Genomic DNA, 19,390 nt, shown 5'->3' on the forward strand with positions numbered 1-19,390 from the left:
TGAATTGTCTTTAACAGAATTGACTTGTCGGGTTGCTAAATATACAGCATTATTATATTTTTTCCATAAACAGTCCTGCAATCCGCACCTCAAAAGTTATTCCAGGTAGCTGAGGCTGCCATCCAAGTTGCACTGCTTGCCGTATCCATTGTGTTGCATCACAGGGTGTTACTGGTTTCACTTCGTTAGCGGGACTTAAACCTTGAGGATGAGGTCGATGGGTGAGAATAACTAACACGCCCGCCCGGTTCTTCAGCGTGTTGGACAGCAACATGAAGATTTCCGCAACCGTAGTCTGCTTGCATATTAGTAGCTTGTCTTCGGATTAGCCAGATGAAAGGCTCCCCATCAACAATTATTTTTCTGGTTCCTTTTTTCGGTATTGACATAGTTTGCTAAGGTCGATCGCCTTTAGAATCAGGATAAGTTCTGGGTTGTGAATTTAGCTTGGCTGTGAGAGGATGTATCAAAAATATGTATTTATGAAACTCAAAATTTTGACGGGTTCCTGACAGGCTTAGTTGTTTCTGCCAGCACAACACCGCTCTTTTGTCAACCCAGCAGTGCGGGAAATAATCGCTTTTTTTGCGATACTCTTCCATATATTAGCACTGGGATTCTGAACGGAAAACCTGTTTTCAATCTGATACTATTGTTCCCAGAATTCCGGGAGCGATAAAGAAGGACATCGCTACACCAATACTAGCAGCAGTAACCAGCCTAATTAGCGCTAATTGTGCATTTTGTCGCTCGCTATCTTCGAGCATTCTACATCCTTCACGGCGACGCTCACTTTGAGTTAAAAGCTAACAGCTTGTCAGCTATTAATAAGCTTTTTATGAACGGGCTCTTCGGCCCGTTCCACAAGAAAATTTACTCTTTGTGGAACAGGCATCTTGCCTGTTCTTGTTTTGGTGGAACAGGCATCTTGCCTGTCCTTGTAATTATAACAACCTACGCATTTTTCACTGCCCCACCTGCGATCGCCGTTAAAATCGCCACACCAAAAGCCAGCCGATACCACACAAACACCCAGGTATTTTGAGTTTGCAGGAACTTGAGCAGCCACGCGATCGACAAATAAGAAAACACAAATGCCGAAATCGTTCCCACTATCAAAGCTGCAACTCCAGCATCGCTGATTCCTTCTCCCAAAGCACCCTTCAATTCCACTAATCCAGCCAGAGTAATTGCCGGAATTCCCAATAAAAAAGAAAACCGCGCGGCCGCGGGTCTTTCTAATCCTATAAACAATCCTGCTGTTAGGGTAGAACCCGATCGCGAACACCCCGGAATCAAGGCTATTGCTTGAGCTAATCCCATAAAAATGCCGTCTGAGACAGTTAACTTTTCATAAGTGCGATGGCGCTTGCCAGTTTTTTCTGCTATTGCTAACAGTAGCGACATGACGATCGAAGCAATGGCGATGCTGGCCAAACTTCTCAGCGGGGAGTTGTCAAAATCTGGAACCAATGCCTTGATTAGCAGCCCAAAAAAGAGTATAGGTATTGTTCCCAAAACAATTCCCAGCGCTATTTGAAACTCTTGCGATTTGTAGTCGCGCCGCACCACTGCATCTACAGCACCAACAGTTATATTTGTCAAGTCTTTCCAGAAATACCAAAGCACTGCCACAATACTGCCCAACTGAATAACAGCAGTATAAGCAACCCCCGGATCGCCCCATCCCAGGGCGATCGGCACTACCTTTAAATGAGCGCTGCTGCTAATGGGCAAAAACTCTGTTAATCCTTGTACAATTCCTAAAACAAGGGCCTGCACCAGATTGATTTGAGCCGGCCCGGAAACATCAGCAGCCGGCGTTTGGGCGAGGAGTGCGTCAAGCAAAGCTATCATTAGTTGTAAATTCCCAGTTGTCAGTTTCTAGTAATCAGTTGAATTTAATATCTTGCACCCTTCTGGGAAGCTAGAAGCCCACCCCACCACAAATAAATTTTATTGTGGCGCGGACTGTTCCAGTCCGCCCCTGAAAAGCCGATCGCAAATAGTGATCTTCGGTCTGTAGAATCGCCTTGTAGATCGCCACTATCAGCAATTTATGATCATCGAGTCGAAACTACTTTAACCTACTCAACAACATTTGCCTACATTTTGCTGATAAACTTAGGAAAGTTTTTGCATCTGATTTCGCTTTCCTTACAGCAACTGCCAATAACCTATGATATTTCCTGAAAACAAAAATTCAAGTGTTACTGCTGCTTCTGGCATCCGCTGGCTGAGGCGAATGTTGTCAGCGAGTCTTGTAACAGTGGCGATCGCACTTAGCTTGATACTGCTAACCGGCACCCCACCAGCCTTCGCCACTCTCACAGACGATCGCTATGACGGTACAATTTTTGCCCTCTACGCCGGCAACGGTTCCCTAGTTCCTCCTAAAGTCAAACTCACAGATTCTTTCAAACGCAATAAACCCGTATTGTTAGTGTTTTACACTGACGACAGCAGCGACTCCAAGCAATACGCGATCGTCGTCTCTCAACTCCAGGAATTTTACGGGCGCGAAGCCGATTTTATGCCCATAACAATTGACTCTTTGCCTCCGCAACAGTCACCCGAAATCACCGAACCCAGCCATTATTACGAAGGTTTCGTACCTCAAACTGTCATCCTCGACCAATCGGGAAAAGTAGTTTTTAATGAGAAAGGACAAATACCCTTTGAACAGGTAGATGATGCTTTTCGGAAAGTATTTGACTTGCTGCCCCGAGAAAAATCAATCCCGCTCAAACGCCGTGTCGTGAACGAACTTAACGTCGAATTGTCGAAGTAATAGGTAATGGTAATTGCTAGTCGCTATAGCAATTTTCAAGGATTCCTTAACGAGAGTTTTTTTGTTCTATATTGGGTAAGGTACCCAATGCGCGCCCTACATTTAGGGTGATACAGTCAACAGTCAACAGTCAATCATCATTCTGCCTCAGTAATTCTTTACAAACACCATATCGGGTCTCAGGGCAAAATGGACGTGAACTATTTAAACTTTAAACGATGAGTAGAACCTTAATTCCTGTGATTCTGGCCGGTGGTAAAGGCGAACGTTTTTGGCCGCTGAGTCGCAAGCAGCGGCCCAAGCAGTTTTTGAGTCTCGACGGTAGCGGCAAGAGTTTACTGCAGGCTACTGCGGAAAGACTTTTGGAATTAGGTAACGGCTGGGACGATTTGTGGGTGGTAACGTCGGAAATGTTGGCTGCGGGAGTCCGCGAACAGTTGCCGCTGTTACCGCCGGAGAATTTGCTGGCGGAACCGGAGGGCCGGGATACTGCGCCGGCGGTGGCCTGGACTGCTATAGAAACTGCGAAGCGTTACGGTGAGGATGCGGTGGTGGGTTTTTTCCCGGCGGATCACTGGATTGGGGAACCCGAGGAGTTTGTCAAGACTTTGGAGGCGGCGGCGGAGTTGGCGAAAAATCAAGATGCGATCGCCACTTTGGGAGTAAAACCGAGTTATGCTTCCACTGGTTACGGCTACATCGAACAAGGTGAAGAAATTGGCAGTTTTGGGGGTTTTCCGGCCTATCGGGTGGCGAGGTTTACGGAAAAGCCCGATCGCACAACTGCTGAAGAATTTGTAGCCAGCGGCAAGTTTAGTTGGAACGGCGGAATTTTTGTATTTCGAGTCGGAACAGTCTTGACAGAATTGCGAAATCATGTACCGGAAATGATGGCAGCTTTGGAAGCAAAAGGCGCGCAGGCATACTCGGAATTACCCAAAATTAGCATCGATTACGCTTTGATGGAGAAGACGCAAAAGGCTTGTGTTCTGCCGGTGGGCTTTAGCTGGGACGATTTGGGAGATTGGAATGCGATCGGTCGTTTGCTGCAAGGAGACAAGCCGAATGTGGAGTTAGCAAAACACGTCGGAATTGATACGAAAGGTGGCATTTTTTATGCAGCCGATGAGAATGAGGTGATTGTCACCATTGGTTTAGAAGATGTGGTAGTTGTCAGAGATGGCAATGTGACTTTGATTGTGAAAAAGGACAGGACGCAGGAGATTAAACAGGTAATCAAGGTGTTGGGAGAAGATGATAAATTGAAAGATTTGCTGTGATAGAAATAGGGCGATTATCAATCGCCCTTTGGGATTACAATAAATCCCGGAAAAAGCGAATTACAAAAAATTATAAAACAGGGTGTTTTTCCAGAAGCTGTTAAAGATGTTGAACCGGGCGATCGTAAAACCAATCATTTAATTGTCTTACAGACTAGACTGAGGTTCGGTTTCCCATGTATAATAACTTAAATTATGGAATCAAGCGGTTGAGTACAGAGCGCTATAGAGAAAATAAGCCAATGAACACCTACTTTCAATCCCCTGCTGTCACTCTCTACCAAGGTGACTGCTTAGATGTATTAAAGTCACTGCCTAATAATTGTGTCAATCTAATTCTGACAGACCCCCCCTATCATTCTACTAAAAAAGATAACATTACTGGCGACAAAAGATTTAAAAATGATCGAGATTACCTTCACTGGTTAGACACTATAGCCGAGCAATGGCAGCGGGTATTAGCTCCCAATGGATCTCTCTACTGTTTTGCCTCTAATAAAATGGCCGCCAAAATTGAGGTAATGTTAGGTGAAAGATTTAATGTCCTAGCTTCAATTACTTGGACAAAACCCAATGAACCCGGCTATGATGGATGGAAGCAAAAGGCAAAAAAAGAAAGTTTAAGGAGTTGGTATCTTCATTCGGAACGGATTATTTTTGCTGAATCAGCCTCAGCGGAAAACAACAAACAATCAGCTTTTGGTAGCTTGCTCAGAAAAACCCGCGAAGCAGCAGGGTTCTCAACTATTCAGCTAACAGAAGCTATTGGTGAGTATGGGAGTGTCAATCACGGTGGTGCAGTATCGAATTGGGAGACCGGCAAAAACATCCCCAGTCCCGAACAATATCAAAAACTAAAATCGGTGTTGTCTAAATTTAGCCCTCCAGTCCCAGAATTACCTGATTATCAAGAAATAATCAGACCTTTTTCTGTAACTGCCAATATACCATACACCGATGTTTGGGATTTCCCCACAGTTAGACCTTACCGGGGTAAACACCCAGCAGAAAAGCCATTAGATATGATTACTCATATTATTGAAGCCAGTTCTTATTCGGGTGATATGGTGCTGGATTGCTTTGCAGGTTCAGGTGTTGTTGGACAAGCAGCCCAAATGTTAGGTCGTAAAGCTATGCTGATTGAGATTGAAGAAAGTCTGTGTCACAAAATAACTTTACGGTGTTCTGATATATCACAGCCATTACCAAAGTCTAAAACATCAGAATTTGACTGGAAAAAGGAATTTTTGTTTCAAAACTTATTAAATAATGTGTCTTCGGAAAAATAATTAATTAATTATTTTTCCGTTATTTGTGAGGACTTCTTCCATCCATTTTAATGTGCGTTTAACTCCCCAGTCTCTAGCTGCTGCATTACAGTGATGATGTCCCCATCCCAAATTGTAACGACAGTGATTATATACTCCGGCTTTGAGTTCCTTAACATGAAATAAATTTGCTGTGGTAACTGTCAAATCAGGTACATTTCGACCTTCAGCTTGTTCCACGCGGGACGCCAGTTCTTGAGCTAGGATAGGCTTCAAGCAAAGAGGGCAAACGGTACGCTGTTGGCTATCTATTATCCTGTTTTTTTGAAGTAAATTAAGATCTATTAGCCCCATGTCCTGACATTTAGCTTCGATTATTGCCTTGCATTCTTCAGGATTCAGTGTGCCTTCTTCTCGCGCCATATCAATAATTCCCTCAGTTTGCCACACAAGGAAAGATAACTGATATTTAGTAGCTTCTATTTCTGTTTTTGAAGCATACTCATAAATCCTAATTCCTGCCCCTTGACCGCCAGTTTTGCTATCTATGTACCCATGCCTTTCAAGAGAGTCTCCAGGACTGGTAGTATCTGGTACGCGGGCAAGGTATTGACCTCCTAGTGGTGGAATTCGAGAATGGGCGGGATGCCAACCATAGTGACTTGGATGGTAGCGAATCCATTGAGGTCTAGTTTCATAAAATACTAATAAATCTTTTCCTAGCTGTAAGTCTTTTGGTAAATCTAATTTAGAGGTTGGAGGGGTGTCAGAAAAGTATTCCTCTGGATGGGCAAGAACTATGTAACCATTTTCAAATCCTTCGGGTGGTGGGACAACTCCAACTTTCCAGGAACTCAGCGGTATGAGGACTGTGCTACATCGGAGGACGCGGTTTTGATAAACAGTATCTTTCTCTGCACCTCTGGTTTGACCTGTCTTTTCAACTTTTCTCGCTATTGCTGCTGGCAGACCAAGTTTATAGCTTAACCGAGTATTTTTAGCTTTAGCATTTTTTTTAGCTGTCACTCTTCTACCTCTATACCATAGTTAGCAAAGAGCTCAGAAATAGATATATCCAGGGCTTTTGTTAGATTGTCAATATTTTCCAAAGATGGATTGCGCTGACCTCTTTCTATGCTCGAAATGTAAGTGCGATGAAGTCCTGAAATTTCGGCTAGGTGTTCTTGTGATAGATCGAGTTCTCGCCGACGCCGCCTTATGGCTTTTCCAAAACGCTTTTTGATATCTATTTCACTTTTTTGCTTCAAGGTACAATTATCAAAAAATGTAGACAATAAATCTACAGACTATAAATAAACTTTTATAGACAATAAGTCTACAGATTATAAGTAACTTGATGAATACTATAAGTAACAAAACGGTCTGAAAATGTTTCCGAGACGAGGAAATTCTCAACAGCAATTCTGCTACCCAAAATTCGTGAAGCGAAGCTATCCCGTAGGGAATCGCGCCCCATTCGCACCACGCCCAAGTTATTCCCCAAGACACTGGTCAGCCCGGTCAACAGCGCTATCCTAGTAGTTATATAGCCCTTAAACCCGATCGACCCGGAGGCCCCTTGTTTAGCCTAGTTCAAAACAATTCTCGCAAAGGAGAAATTCTAGAGGTCGTCTTCCGCAACGGTTGGGACTACATGAAAAGCCTCCTAACCGGCCGCAAAACCGACGCACCCAGTCTCCCAACTCCAGCAGTTCTCCGCAACATCCTCGTCCAATTAGGCCCAGTTTTTGTCAAATTAGGACAATTGCTGAGTACCCGTCCCGACCTTTTACCGGCCAGCTATATCGAAACTCTCTCCACGCTACAAGCGGAAGTGCCGCCCGTACCGTGGTCGCAAGTAGAAGCAATCGTCCGCCAGGAACTCACACAATCTCTCGAAAATACCTTCGCCAAATTTAACACCGAAGCCATCGCCGCAGGTTCGATCGCCCAAACCCACAAAGCTACTTTAAAAGACGGCCGCGAAGTCGCCCTCAAAGTTCAGCGCCCCGGTATTGATATTGTCATCGAACAAGACATCGCCGTACTGCGAGGTTTGGCAGAACTTGTCATGCTCACAGACTTCGGTCAACAATACGATATTGTCGCCCTAGCTGAAGAATTTGCGATCGCCCTGCGTGCAGAACTAGACTTCATTCAAGAAGCCAGCTACACAGACGAACTGCGCCGCAATTTATCTAAAAGTAAATGGTTTGACCCCACACAAGTTGTCTTACCAGAAATTAACTGGGAGTTGACTACAAAAAAACTCTTAGTAATGGAGTGGCTGAACGGAGTCCCAATTTTGCTAGGCGACTTGCAAGGAATTCGCCAGAAAGGAGATATAAATGCCGAACGCGAAGAAATTACAACGCTGCTTTGCCGCGTTTTCTTCCAGCAGTTATATATCGACGGATTCTTTCACGCCGACCCGCATCCCGGCAATTTATTTTATCTCAAAGACGGCCGCATAGCTTTGCTGGACTGCGGCATGGTCGGCAGATTAGACCCGCGCACTCAGCAGAATTTGACAGAAATGTTGCTGGCAATTGTCGATTTAGACGCTCAGCGCTGCGCTCAATTAACTTTGGAAATGGCAGAATTTGCTCAGCCGACAAGTTTAGTTAATCTAGAGAACGATTTGGCTCGAATGCTACGCAAGTATTACAATGTCAGCTTGTCGCAAATGAACTTGTCGGAAATATTTTATGAGGTGCTGGAAATCACCCGCAAAAATAAAATTCGGCTTCCCAGCAATCTCGGTTTGTATGCAAAAACTCTAGCTAATTTGGAGGGACTGGCGCGCTCTTTTAATCCCCGGTTTAATATTGTAGAGCAGGTGAAACCGCTGATGACCGATATGTTTCGGCGTCAGTTATTAGGAGACGATCCGATCCAAGCTCTGCTGAGAACTGCCCTGGATCTCAAAAGCTTATCTTTGCAATCCCCGCGACAGGTGGAAGTGCTTTTAGACCGAGTTACTTCGGAAACTTTGAAGTGGAACTTGACACTAAAAGAACTCGATCCGCTACGCCGCACTCTGGGGGATTCTGCGAACCGACTTTCTTTTAGTATTGTCGTGGGTTCGCTGATTGTGGGGGCGGCAATTATTTCTTCTAACGCACAAACTCCTCAGCTATCTTTTCTGAGCACTGGTTTGTTTGGGGCGGCGAGTTTTTTGGGTTTTTGGTTAATTATTAGCATTCTCAGGTCAGGGCGTTTGCGAAGTTGATTGTACAATATCGGTATATGTTGTGGAACAGGCATCTTGCCTGTTCTTGAGAATTGTGGAAGATGTAGAATATAGCCAAGTGCAAAAACCGCATAAAGGTAGGCTATGTCACAGCACGATGCTTCTCTCCCAAAGTCGGCAATTAGAGACAACCGCCACCGGGGTACTGTGGGCGATTTTTTGAAAGCCAAGGTTGAGGAAAACTCAACCTTGTCAATTGTTTCTGCTTACTTTACAATTTATGCCTTTGATGCTTTGAAGCAACAACTTCTAGGTATTAAAAGCTTGAAATTTCTCTTTGGCGAACCGCGCTTCATCAAGTCACTTGATCCAAGTAAAACTGATAAAAAGGCTTTCCAAATTGAGGATGAGGGCTTGCAGCTACAGAATCGGTTGCAGCAAAAGCGGGTTGCAAAAGAATGTGCAGAATGGATTGAGAAAAAAGTACAGATACGGTCGGTAAAGCAATCTAATTTACTGCACGGCAAAATGTATCACATTGCTCATAACGGAAGTGAAAATGCTATTATGGGCAGTTCTAATTTTACCGTGCGGGGACTGGGATTAGGTACGAAATATAACAATATTGAACTCAATTTAGAAGTAGATAGTAAACGCGATACCCGCGACCTTAAAGCCTGGTTTGATGAACTCTGGAATGATGCCGAACTCATCGAAGATGTCAAACAAGATGTGCTGCTGTACCTAGAGCAACTTTACCAGAATAATACTCCTGAGTTTATCTACTACAAAACTCTGTTTCATATCTTCGAGACTTTTCTAGATGACCTAGAAAAAAGCGATATTCTCAGCGAACAGCTACACCTATTTGATACAGAAATCTGGAAAGCTCTATTTGAATTTCAAAAAGACGGAGTTAAGGCAGCAATCAATAAAATTCGACGATATAACGGGTGTATTATTGCTGACAGCGTTGGTTTAGGGAAAACATTTGAAGCTCTAGCGGTTATTCAATATTTTGAACGGCGGAATGAAAAAGTTTTGGTTCTGTGTCCCAAAAAACTCCGCGAGAATTGGACTGTATATCAAGCACAGAACAATAGCGATATCAATCCTTTTATTAAAGACCGCTTTAGCTATACAGTCCTATCTCACACTGACCTGAGCCGCGATTACGGTTGGTCTGGGGACATTAATTTAGAAACGATTAATTGGGGTAACTATGACTTGGTAGTTATTGACGAATCCCACAATTTCCGCAACAACATCAAGAGTAAACGGGACGAATTTGGCAATCTAATTAGAAAGAGCCGTTACGAAAGGCTGATGGATGACATTATCAAGAGCGGTGTCAAAACTAAGGTGCTACTCTTATCAGCAACTCCGGTTAACAATGATTTAAAGGATTTGCGGAATCAACTTTATTTTATCACAGAAGGTGGCGACGCTGCGTTTGGGGAATCGCTGGGAATTGCCAGTCTGCGCGATACACTAGCTGATGCTCAGGGGAAATTTACCAAGTGGGCCAAGAAAAGTCGCGATCGCAAAACTAGCGAACTGCTGGAAGAACTTAGTTCGGCTTTTTTCAAACTGCTTGACGAATTGACGATCGCACGATCGCGCAAGCACATTCAAAAATACTATAAAGATGCGATCGCCCAATTAGGCGGCTTTCCAGAACGGCTCAAACCCATCTCGGTATTTCCTGAGATTGACCTAAAGGGTGAGTTCATGTCCTACGAACAGCTTAACAGCGAAATTTCTAAATATCAACTCTCGCTATTCAACCCTTCAAAATATGTCCTGCCGCCATACCGTTCGGCTTATGAAAATAAAAGAGTGCAAAACTTCAAACAGAGCGATCGGGAACGCTCTCTAATCGGCATGATAAAGGTTAATTTTTTGAAACGCCTGGAAAGCTCGGTGAATTCCTTCGCTATCACAATGCAGCGGACTATTGACAAAATATCCGAGTTACAAAAACGACTCGAATCCTTCAGGAATTGGCAAGACGAAAACGCGGAAATTGATTTCAAGGATTTAGAGTTCGAGGCAGAAGAAGACGAGGATTTACGAGCGGCGTGGGAGGTTGGCAAGCTAAAAGTTAAAATGGCGCACCTCGATGTCGAAACCTGGTTAAAAGACCTGAAACGCGACAAGGAACAGCTTAAAAAAATTTACAATTCTGCCCAAAGCATTTCTGTTGAACGCGATGCCAAGCTGGCTAATTTAAAAGAACTGATCGCCGCGAAAGTTAGGAATCCTACAACTAACAAGCATAGCCAACCAAATCGCAAGGTTTTAGTCTTTACTGCCTTTGCAGATACGGCAGTCTATCTCTACGAAGGATTGCGGGAATGGGCAAGAGTAGAATTAAAAATTAAATTAGCTTTGGTCACTGGGGGCTCGGCGGCAAATAAGACTACCTTTGGCAAAAACGAGTTCAATCACATCCTGACAAATTTTTCGCCTTTCGCCAAGAAACGCGCCCAAATTCCATCTATGCAGCAAGACGGCGAGATTGATCTATTGATTGCCACAGATTGTATTTCTGAAGGGCAAAATTTACAAGATTGTGATTATCTGATTAACTACGACATACACTGGAACCCAGTCCGAATTATCCAGCGGTTCGGTAGGTGCGATCGCATTGGCAGCCCCAACCACAGGGTACAATTAATTAATTTTTGGCCGACAGAGGAGTTGGATCAATACATCAATCTGAAAAATCGAGTAGAAGCACGGATGGCTTTAGCAGACATGGCTGGTACATTTGAAGATAACCTGCTGGAGGCAAAGGAGATTCAAGAACTGATTGAAAGTGATTTGAAATACCGCGACAAGCAGTTGCTCCGATTGAAAGATGAGGTGCTGGATATCGAAGATTTCACCGAGACTGTAGCCCTAACGGAATTCACTCTCGATGATTTCCGAATGGAACTAGCCAAATACATTGAGAGCAACCGCAAACTACTGCAAGATGCTCCTTTAGGACTCTATGCAGTAGTTCCAACTAACTCGGAGTACCCGATAATTGCTCCGGGCGTAATTTTTTGCCTCAAACAAAAAGGCGATTGTCTTGATAATAAAACCGTCAACCCGCTGCAACCATACTTTTTAGTTTACGTTCGAGAAAATAAGAAAGTGCTATTAACTTTTGCTCAACCCAAACAAATACTTGAAATATATCAGTTGCTGTGCGCGGGGTGTAGTGTTCCCTATGAAGAGTTGTGCAACTTGTTCGATAGACAAACTAATAACGGATTTGATATGAGTTTGTATAACGATTTGCTTCAGGGGGCGGTTGATTCAATTGCAGGTATTTACAACAAGCGGCTCATCGGCCACCTGCAGTCTAGCCGCAGTGCTGTGTTGGTTGAGCAACCGCATCAGGTTAAAGCAACAACTGATTTTGAACTGATTACCTGGCTGGTGATTAAATGAGCGTCAGCGAACAACAAGCCAAAGCATCTATTAACCAAGCTTTAAGTAGTTTTGCCAAGGGAGAACTAGCCGATAACGCCCGTAATTTGTTGTTTGCTCTTGGCTACCGCAGTGAGAAAACTCTTCCGTTTTATCCTAATAGTTCGGATAATTTTATTGCCCAATTTGATAGTGATAAAAAGCTAAATCACCAAAAAGCTCTCTTAAATGAATGGCTGACTATTGATTTTTTATTTCAGCTCACTTGGGATGAAATTGCGGGTGATGAGCAGCTAAAATTATCCTTGGAGACAAGAGCTAAGGGAGAAAATACGTTTTTCATTTCCTCCTACTTGTTTTTCGCAATAGAATTGCGGCGTAGCACCTACACTAGCGAACAGCTTGACGGCATTGTCCGCGAGATTAATAAACTCTTTCTCAAGCCCGCGATAATTCTATTCCAGCATGGACAAACTCTGACTTTATCCATTATCAACCGCCGCCCCGACAAAGGCAATGAATCTAAAGATGTATTAGGAAAAGTCAAACATATTAAAGATATCCCATTCGACAGTCCTACAAACTCCCATTTAAAAAATCTCTTCGCTCTTTCCTTGGCAGAGTTGCATAAAAATCACGGATTTAGCAACTTTGACGAATTTCATGAAGCTTGGCATAAAACTCTTCCTGACAGCATCAAATTTAAAGAAGACCGTATACCGCCAGATTCGCTTCGCGTTTATCTGCAAGAGATCGGTCGAATTCCCATGCTCAAAGCTGACGAAGAGATTGAATTAGCTCGAAAATTTTCTGAGTTAGAATTAGAGGCCAGCCCAAAAGCGAAAGACAAAATGGTAGAGTCTAACTTGCGGCTGGTAGTCTCAATCGCTAAAAAATATCAAAATCGAGGGCTGGATTTATTAGACTTGATTCAGGAGGGAAATCTGGGTTTAATCAGGGCTGTAGAAAAGTTTGATTGCACGAAAGGCTACAGGTTTTCCACCTACGCGACTTGCTGGATACGTCAGGCAATTACGCGGGCAATTTATAACCATTCCCGCACCATCCGGCTACCAGTTCACTTGTGGCGCACAATTTCCGACGTTAAGCAAACTACTAAACGGCTTTCTCAAGAATTTGGTCGCATTCCCAAGATGGAAGCAATCGCCAATTGTTTGGAAATGACAACTGCAAAATTGCGCTTGGTTATTCAATCGGATAAACCTATCATTTCCTTAGATACTCGAATGGGTGAGGAGGAATGTTCTACATTGGGAGAGTTGATTGAATTCGATGGGGAAACACCAGAAGATTACATTTTCAACATTAACCGACTGGCAGACATAGAAAGAATCTTAAAGACCCTCAAACCCCGCGAACGTGAGGTTATGCGGATGCGATTCGGCTTGGATAATGGCTGCGAGAAGACTCTACAGGAAATCGGCAATATATTTGATGTTACCCGCGAGCGGATTCGGCAAATTGAGGCTAAGGCTTTACTAAGATTGCGCCATCCCAACCGCAGCAGCATTTTAAAAGATTATATTCGCCCGACAGTAATTGGCCAAACACAGACAAAAAGACCGATCGCCCAACCGATGCAGCCCAGACAGTTCAATATCTCAGAAAACTTGTCTCGCAGCCGCGACACTTTCTTACAGGAGCCTGTTCGTGATAAAATAGTTGAAACAGCTAATATGACCGAACCATTAATTCCTTTTAACAATTTCATAGAAGAATCAAATATAGAACAAACAATATTGGCTGAGACTTACTTGTCGAGTGCCGATGAAAATGAAAAAAATCTCACTTATGCAAATTTGAACGAGCATAATTTCCACATGGCCGAACTGACAAAAAATGACTTTAATGGAGCGATTAAACCGATGAAACACAATTCAGCAGACTTACTCAAACAACTCACCGCACTAGAAGATGTTTTTTCCCAACTAGAGAAACGGCTGTCAGAGGCGAGTCGAAAATTGCTAAACCCTGGTATACCTATATCTAAAGAGCTGATTCAAGAACTTGACGAGTCGCGGGAAAACTTTATTCAGCTTCGCGACAAGGCGCTAGAACTGGCTGAATATTTGGCAGTATCGCCAATGCTGAAGGCTGAGGAAATTGGTTCTTTAGCAGATATCAAGTCTGTACTTGAGCGTGTTGATTTTGCCGAGAAGCAAAAAAGTGCGATCGCTCTTGTCCGCGACTCTGCTTTGAGGGTTCTGGAACGAATTTTAGCGATCGCCCATCGAGTAGAGAGCAATTTTCAGTCATTGCTGGAATGTCAGGAAGAAGCCCGCAAACTTCAACGCGCCATCTCCGAATCCCAGGAGTCTGACTTGCATCCCTACACCCAACTCTTGGCTGACGGTAATCATCCATTCTGCAAACTGCTAACACTAATTGCAGAATTGGACGCAGCAGATTACGAGCGTTTATTTTCCTTACAGAATGCCGTAGCTGCATCATTTGGAATTCCTTTGGCGATGGCAGCAGTCAGACGAGAATTGACGATCCAGACCGAAGGAATACCAGATTTGCCTGCTGTTTATACTAGCAATAAGTTAGAGAAAACTTTCTTAGTTGATGAGCCGGAACCTGAAACGGTTCCTATTCTAGAACAACCACCATTAGCAGAGTTGAACGCGGTCTTGATAGAGGAGGCGATCGCGCAGCCAACCACTGAAAATATCTCAGATATTCCACCAACAGAAGCGCCTACCGCAACTCAGATAAATAATCAAAATTCGGAAAATAAGCAAGGAAAAGAAGTTGACAAGCCGGGGAATAAAAAAAGAGAAGAAAAACAGTCTCTCTACAGCTTCTCGCCCAATGATACCGCTCAACAAATCGCTCAATCCATCTTGGACGACCCCGACCGAGAACGCCCAGCAGTTTTGCGCGACTTAGTTTGGCGACTGATTTTTGAACAAAAACTCAGCCTTGCATTTCATTTAGCTCGCTGCTTTGAAAAACAATACTCCAACTTTGAACCGCACCTGCCACCGCAGTTAATTCGAGCAGTATTGCTAGGACAAAACCTGCGCTATGACGTAGGATATGGAAAACTTGCAAATCTGCTTAAAGATGACTTCACCAGTTACACCGCCAGCTATTCATTAGCCGACAAAAGTGAATGGAATCAAGCTGCAAGCTTGCTCTTGGCTGCTGCAGCAATGCGACCGTCTTTACTAGCGCCGCATACTGGTGCGAAGCACCTTCTCCAGCAACTTCACTTCGGTAAAGCTGGACTTGCAAAACTGTACGATTATTGCCAAATTATCGCCAAACACGGCGATCGGCAGCGGGCGCTGGATATCACAGCCATCAAGAAAGCTCAAGACCAGGCTGACATACAAAAATCTTTAGACGATCTGCATCAAAAAATCGAAACTTGGTGGTCTCAAGCACAGAAAAAAGAGATGATTTACCCGCCGGCGAAGAAGGTTTGGCAGGATTGGTTGAAGCCGGACGAACTGATTCACTCATTACTATTTCCTGTACTTGAAAGCGATTTGAGTAAACTTTCAGCACTCAAGCAGAAAGTCAATCGATTGTCTGACGAATCCCAGATAGACTCTGAAGTTGAGAAGACCGATCGTAAAATTCGCCGCAGTCGCAGTGACGCCATGATGGGGAAAGCCGTGATTCAGTTTCGCGATCGCGTTCGTGAACCTGTTGATTTGGTGCGAAATTGGATTGAAATTCAGGAATCGCGCTTAGATCGAAGAGACAATTATCTTCAGAAAGAAGCCAAACAGTTAAAAGAAGATATTGAGAAGCTTCAAAATACTGTCCTCAAAGAATTGGATACCTTTGAAGAAACAAAACCTCCAGTGTTTATTTTAGCTGGTATTGCCTGTTGCCGAAAAGCTGTGGAAGACATCGGCAATATCTTCGATCCAGATACCGAATTGCAGACCGCAGAACCTTACCTAAAACATATCCTGCACGCGGATCTGTTAAGAATGCCGTCTATCCCTATTAACGATTCCTGGGAACTGGATATCGCTAATGCAGAAGCGGGTATAGATGGGATTTTGGAGTTAGTAAAAAATGATATTTGGGATTGGCAACAAGCATTCGCTCTGCACAGTTATCTCTGTAGTTCAAAAGCTGTGGGAAATCACGAGGCTACGGCGCAAATCATCGAATACCTCGAACACCATCCTGAATCAACATTAGACCTCGCTCAGCTAAAGGACGAACGCAATAATCGGATTGAAGAGTGCCAAGTAATTTTGCAGGAGCAGGTCGAGACTACTAGCAAAGAGCTCGAAAGTGCCGTAGCTTTTGGTTTACTAATAGAAACAGATAGCATTGCTTATGCAGCACAGATTGAAAGCATTAAAAATGCTCTGGTAACAACCAGGCGGTTTTCCGAAAAAATTGAGCAGCTTCGCGCGATCGGTCAAGGAATTAGCGCCAAGCGCCAGGAAAAGATCGATAGAGTATCCGAGCAATTAGACAGTCTTCAGCAAACAGGTATAGCAGATGCCGATCGTACCAGAATTTGCAGTGTATTGGAGCAAGGCGATATCCTGACGGCTAAGGAATATATATCTATGCTGCAAGACCGGCGATCGCTTCCTGAACAAGAAAAAAAGGGAGGTGCTTTTAAAGACTTCTTTGAGGATAAGTATGCTGCGATCGAAAAAGTGCTTGAGGAGTGCGATCGTGATCGACAAAAAAAGCAAGAGCTAATTCCCAATATTTCCAAAGGGAAAAGTATCGCCAAAATCCAGATACCGCAAGGATCTCAAGCCAAAAAAGCCGCTGAAATGCTCGACGCTTGGTTTGCTGCTAAGGGAAGGAATCAAGCCACAGAGAAAGATGCTCATCAAATTCTCAGCAACCTCGGTTTTAACATAACATCTCTGACATTTAAAAAATCAGGACAAAATACCTGGATTGAGGTTAATGCCGAGCCGATATTTGACCAAAATCGCTGTCCTGTGTCTGCCTATGGTTCAGCGGCAAAGGGTCATTACCGCATTCTTTGCGTATGGGATAGACCGAACGAACAGGATCTCCTCAATGCCGTTGGAGAAACTGCTCTTGGAGGACCGGTCTTCGTCTTTCATTTTGGGCGAATGACCGTCAAGAAACGCCGAGATTTGGCTGATTTGTGCCGGCAGCGTCGGAGCACTTTCATTGTTATAGATGATGTGCTGATGCTCTACCTTTGCGGAGAACAAAAAACACGCTTACCTGTATTGTTTGATTGTACCTTACCCTTTACTTTCCTAGAACCTTATAAAACCGCAGCCGGAGAAGTTCCGCCTGAAATGTTTTACGGGCGAGTACGAGAACGGGAATCTATAATCGATCCCAAAGGTTCTTGTTTAATTTATGGAGGCCGCCAGTTAGGTAAAACGGTTTTGCTTAAGTATGTACACCGGACTTTTCATGCAACCGACGCGGGAAGGAACGCCCTATTTTTAGATATTAAAGAAATTGGGCGCAAGCAACTGTTAGATAAGATTTGGCATCTACTAAATGAAGAATTGGATAAATTGAAAATTCCCGATACCAACCGACGCAATTCCGTCCGCGAAAGCAGCTTGCAGCGGATTAAAAGTTGGCTGGAATTGGACAATCAGCGGCGCTTTTTGCTGTTGTTGGATGAGGCCGATAATTTCCTGGAAGCCGATGGTAAGGAGGATTTCCCGCGCTGTGATGAGTTCAGAAAATTAATGGCGGAAACTAACCGACGTTTTAAGGTGGTCTTTGCCGGATTGCACAACGTTCTGAGAACCACTAGACAACCCAACCATCCGCTGGCTCACTTTGGCGCGCCGATCTGCATTGGACCTCTGCTAAATAATGGTGAAATGCGTGCGGCAACAGCTTTGGTAAAACGTCCGCTGGCTAGTCTTGGCTATCATTTTGAATCGCCAGATTTAATCCAGCGCATTCTGTGGCAGACTAACTATTATCCGAGCTTGATTCAACTTTATTGCGAGCAGTTACTCAAGCACATCACTAACCCAGATGTCCCTACTTTCGATCCTAAAATTAGCCCGCCTTACGCGATCGCTTCTCGCCATGTAGAAGAAGCTTATCAAAGTCAAGACCTTCGCAATAATATTCGCGATCGCTTTAAGTTGACACTCGGACTAGATCCGCGCTACGAAGTAATTGCCTACTCGATTGCTGATGGTTCTCAGCAGAATGAAACAGGTATGGAGGATGGGTTTTCTGTATCTTGGATTCGCGAGCAAGTCTTGTATTGGTGGTCTGAGGGATTCGCGGGAAGGTCATCGGAAGATGAAATTCTTGCTTTACTAGAAGAAATGGTCGGATTAGGAGTTTTACGAGAAACCGATGCTGGTTACTTCACTCTGAGAAGTTCTAATTTAGCCTTGCTTATGGGTACGCAGCGAGAGATTGAAGCAGAACTTCTGAGACACCGCGAACCTCAACCTGAATACGAACCTGCTACTTTTCGGTCTCCTCTTGTCAAAAATAAAGCTGATTCCCGGCGCAGTCCTTTAACTGTTCAACAGGAATCTGATTTGCTGCGCCGGGAGTACGGTGTCTCTATTATATTTGGCTGCCAAGCGGCAGGAATTGATGATTTGAGAGTTTTTATGGAAGCAGCCTTTAGTAAGAAGGATTGCAAAGTTCACTATTTAGAAAATGTCTCAGATCGATCGGATTTCAGCCAGCGTTTGACAGAAATTAGTAACCGTCGCAAGAAAGATACTACGACACTTATTGTTGTGTCTGCCAGCACCCTTTGGAGTAAGGATTGGGTTGATGAGGCAATTCAGAAAATCAAAAGATTGAAGAAAGAAGCGTTTATTCAGCTTGTTTTTGTCGCCGACCCTCAGAAGGCTTGGCAGTTAGTTATTCATAATTCGATAGGTTTAGATTCCTTTAAGGAACTGAGATTTTTCAGCCTCAAACCTTGGCACGATGCGGCGCTGCGACATTGGTTGGAAGATGCTAAGTTGCCCAGGGAACTAGAAGTTAGAAAGAAGATTACGGCAGTTACAGGGAATTGGTCAAACCTGCTGCAAGAATTCTATCAATTTGCTCAAGCTAATCCGCATTGCTGGCCAAATTCCTTGGCGGAACTGAAGAATCAATTTAATAAATCTGACAAATTAATTAATTCAATGGGTTTTGACGGTTGCGAACCTCAAAGAAAACTGGTGATGAGGACTTTAGCCCAATGGGGAGAAGCTGCCGCGGTTGAGGAATTAATTGAGGTTCTTGATGATGTATCGCCTGAAATTGTCAAGCAGACTCTCAAATGGGCGGATCTCCTCAGTCTTGTCTCGCATTTAGGAAATCAGAAGCAAAACGGTAAGGATTACTGGCAGATTGACCCTGTAGTTGGTCGTCTGCTCGAATCTATGGCAGAGTAATACAAACTTTCTGCTGTGCGATGTACTTAAGCAGATCTCTGACTTAAGATAGGCGA

Annotated in this window: 10 protein-coding genes and 1 pseudogene; 7 read left to right on the top strand and 4 right to left on the bottom strand. The window is 43.9% G+C overall.

Annotated features, from left to right (window positions below):
- Positions 1 to 52: 52 nt before the first annotated feature.
- The gene (locus QUB04_RS20290; RefSeq protein WP_333202595.1) at positions 53 to 274 is read right to left on the bottom strand and encodes a hypothetical protein; all 222 of its coding nucleotides are present in this window, start codon (positions 272 to 274) and stop codon (positions 53 to 55) included.
- 680 nt (positions 275 to 954) lie between these two features.
- Positions 955 to 1,857, bottom strand: coding sequence for an undecaprenyl-diphosphate phosphatase (locus QUB04_RS20295; RefSeq protein WP_333202593.1), 903 nt, complete (start codon positions 1,855 to 1,857; stop codon positions 955 to 957).
- 322 nt (positions 1,858 to 2,179) lie between these two features.
- Here QUB04_RS20295 and QUB04_RS20300 point away from each other — a divergent pair, with 322 nt between their 5' ends.
- The 3 genes from QUB04_RS20300 to QUB04_RS20310 all read left to right on the top strand — a co-directional run bounded on the left by QUB04_RS20300 (position 2,180) and on the right by QUB04_RS20310 (position 5,360).
- Positions 2,180 to 2,791, top strand: a complete 612-nt coding sequence (locus tag QUB04_RS20300; protein WP_333202592.1) for a thylakoid membrane photosystem I accumulation factor — start codon at positions 2,180 to 2,182, stop codon at positions 2,789 to 2,791.
- Positions 2,792 to 3,009: 218 nt separating this feature from the next.
- Complete coding sequence (locus tag QUB04_RS20305) at positions 3,010 to 4,071, top strand: mannose-1-phosphate guanylyltransferase (protein ID WP_333202590.1); 1,062 nt, start codon at positions 3,010 to 3,012, stop codon at positions 4,069 to 4,071.
- Positions 4,072 to 4,247: 176 nt separating this feature from the next.
- Positions 4,248 to 5,360 (top strand): DNA methyltransferase, encoded by a 1,113-nt coding sequence (locus tag QUB04_RS20310; protein ID WP_333287083.1) that lies wholly within the window; start codon positions 4,248 to 4,250, stop codon positions 5,358 to 5,360.
- Here the strand turns inward: QUB04_RS20310 and QUB04_RS20315 are convergent, their stop codons facing one another.
- Complete coding sequence (locus QUB04_RS20315; protein WP_333287085.1) at positions 5,361 to 6,365, bottom strand: BstXI family restriction endonuclease; 1,005 nt, start codon at positions 6,363 to 6,365, stop codon at positions 5,361 to 5,363. It abuts the gene before it with no gap.
- Positions 6,362 to 6,634 (bottom strand): helix-turn-helix transcriptional regulator, encoded by a 273-nt coding sequence (locus QUB04_RS20320; protein WP_333055825.1) that lies wholly within the window; start codon positions 6,632 to 6,634, stop codon positions 6,362 to 6,364. Before QUB04_RS20320 ends, QUB04_RS20315 begins: the two co-directional genes overlap by 4 nt.
- Before the next feature lie 284 nt (positions 6,635 to 6,918).
- Here QUB04_RS20320 and QUB04_RS20325 point away from each other — a divergent pair, with 284 nt between their 5' ends.
- The 4 genes and pseudogenes from QUB04_RS20325 to QUB04_RS32570 all read left to right on the top strand — a co-directional run bounded on the left by QUB04_RS20325 (position 6,919) and on the right by QUB04_RS32570 (position 19,334).
- Positions 6,919 to 8,571, top strand: coding sequence for an AarF/ABC1/UbiB kinase family protein (locus tag QUB04_RS20325; protein WP_333287087.1), 1,653 nt, complete (start codon positions 6,919 to 6,921; stop codon positions 8,569 to 8,571).
- Positions 8,572 to 8,676: 105 nt separating this feature from the next.
- The gene (locus QUB04_RS20330; RefSeq protein WP_333287089.1) at positions 8,677 to 11,976 is read left to right on the top strand and encodes a helicase-related protein; all 3,300 of its coding nucleotides are present in this window, start codon (positions 8,677 to 8,679) and stop codon (positions 11,974 to 11,976) included.
- Positions 11,977 to 12,659: 683 nt separating this feature from the next.
- Positions 12,660 to 13,505, top strand: a pseudogene (locus QUB04_RS20335) (sigma-70 family RNA polymerase sigma factor); the annotation flags it as partial.
- Between the two features lie 555 nt (positions 13,506 to 14,060).
- Positions 14,061 to 19,334: an AAA family ATPase gene (locus QUB04_RS32570; protein WP_445301078.1), complete on the top strand. Its 5,274-nt coding sequence runs from the start codon at positions 14,061 to 14,063 to the stop codon at positions 19,332 to 19,334.
- The last annotated feature ends 56 nt before the right edge of the window (positions 19,335 to 19,390 follow it).

The organism is Microcoleus sp. D2_18a_B4 (assembly GCF_036702475.1).
Lineage (GTDB): Bacteria > Cyanobacteriota > Cyanobacteriia > Cyanobacteriales > Microcoleaceae > Microcoleus.

Excerpts from the sequence above, each read along its gene's own strand:
- QUB04_RS20290 (WP_333202595.1), bottom strand. The coding sequence starts at position 274 with ATGTTGCTGTCCAACACGCTGAAGAACCGGGCGGGCGTGTTAGTTATT.
- QUB04_RS20295 (WP_333202593.1), bottom strand. The coding sequence starts at position 1,857 with ATGATAGCTTTGCTTGACGCACTCCTCGCCCAAACGCCGGCTGCTGAT.
- QUB04_RS20300 (WP_333202592.1), top strand. The coding sequence starts at position 2,180 with ATGATATTTCCTGAAAACAAAAATTCAAGTGTTACTGCTGCTTCTGGC.
- QUB04_RS20305 (WP_333202590.1), top strand. The coding sequence starts at position 3,010 with ATGAGTAGAACCTTAATTCCTGTGATTCTGGCCGGTGGTAAAGGCGAA.
- QUB04_RS20310 (WP_333287083.1), top strand. The coding sequence starts at position 4,248 with ATGTATAATAACTTAAATTATGGAATCAAGCGGTTGAGTACAGAGCGC.
- QUB04_RS20330 (WP_333287089.1), top strand. The coding sequence starts at position 8,677 with ATGTCACAGCACGATGCTTCTCTCCCAAAGTCGGCAATTAGAGACAAC.
- QUB04_RS32570 (WP_445301078.1), top strand. The coding sequence starts at position 14,061 with ATGCTGAAGGCTGAGGAAATTGGTTCTTTAGCAGATATCAAGTCTGTA.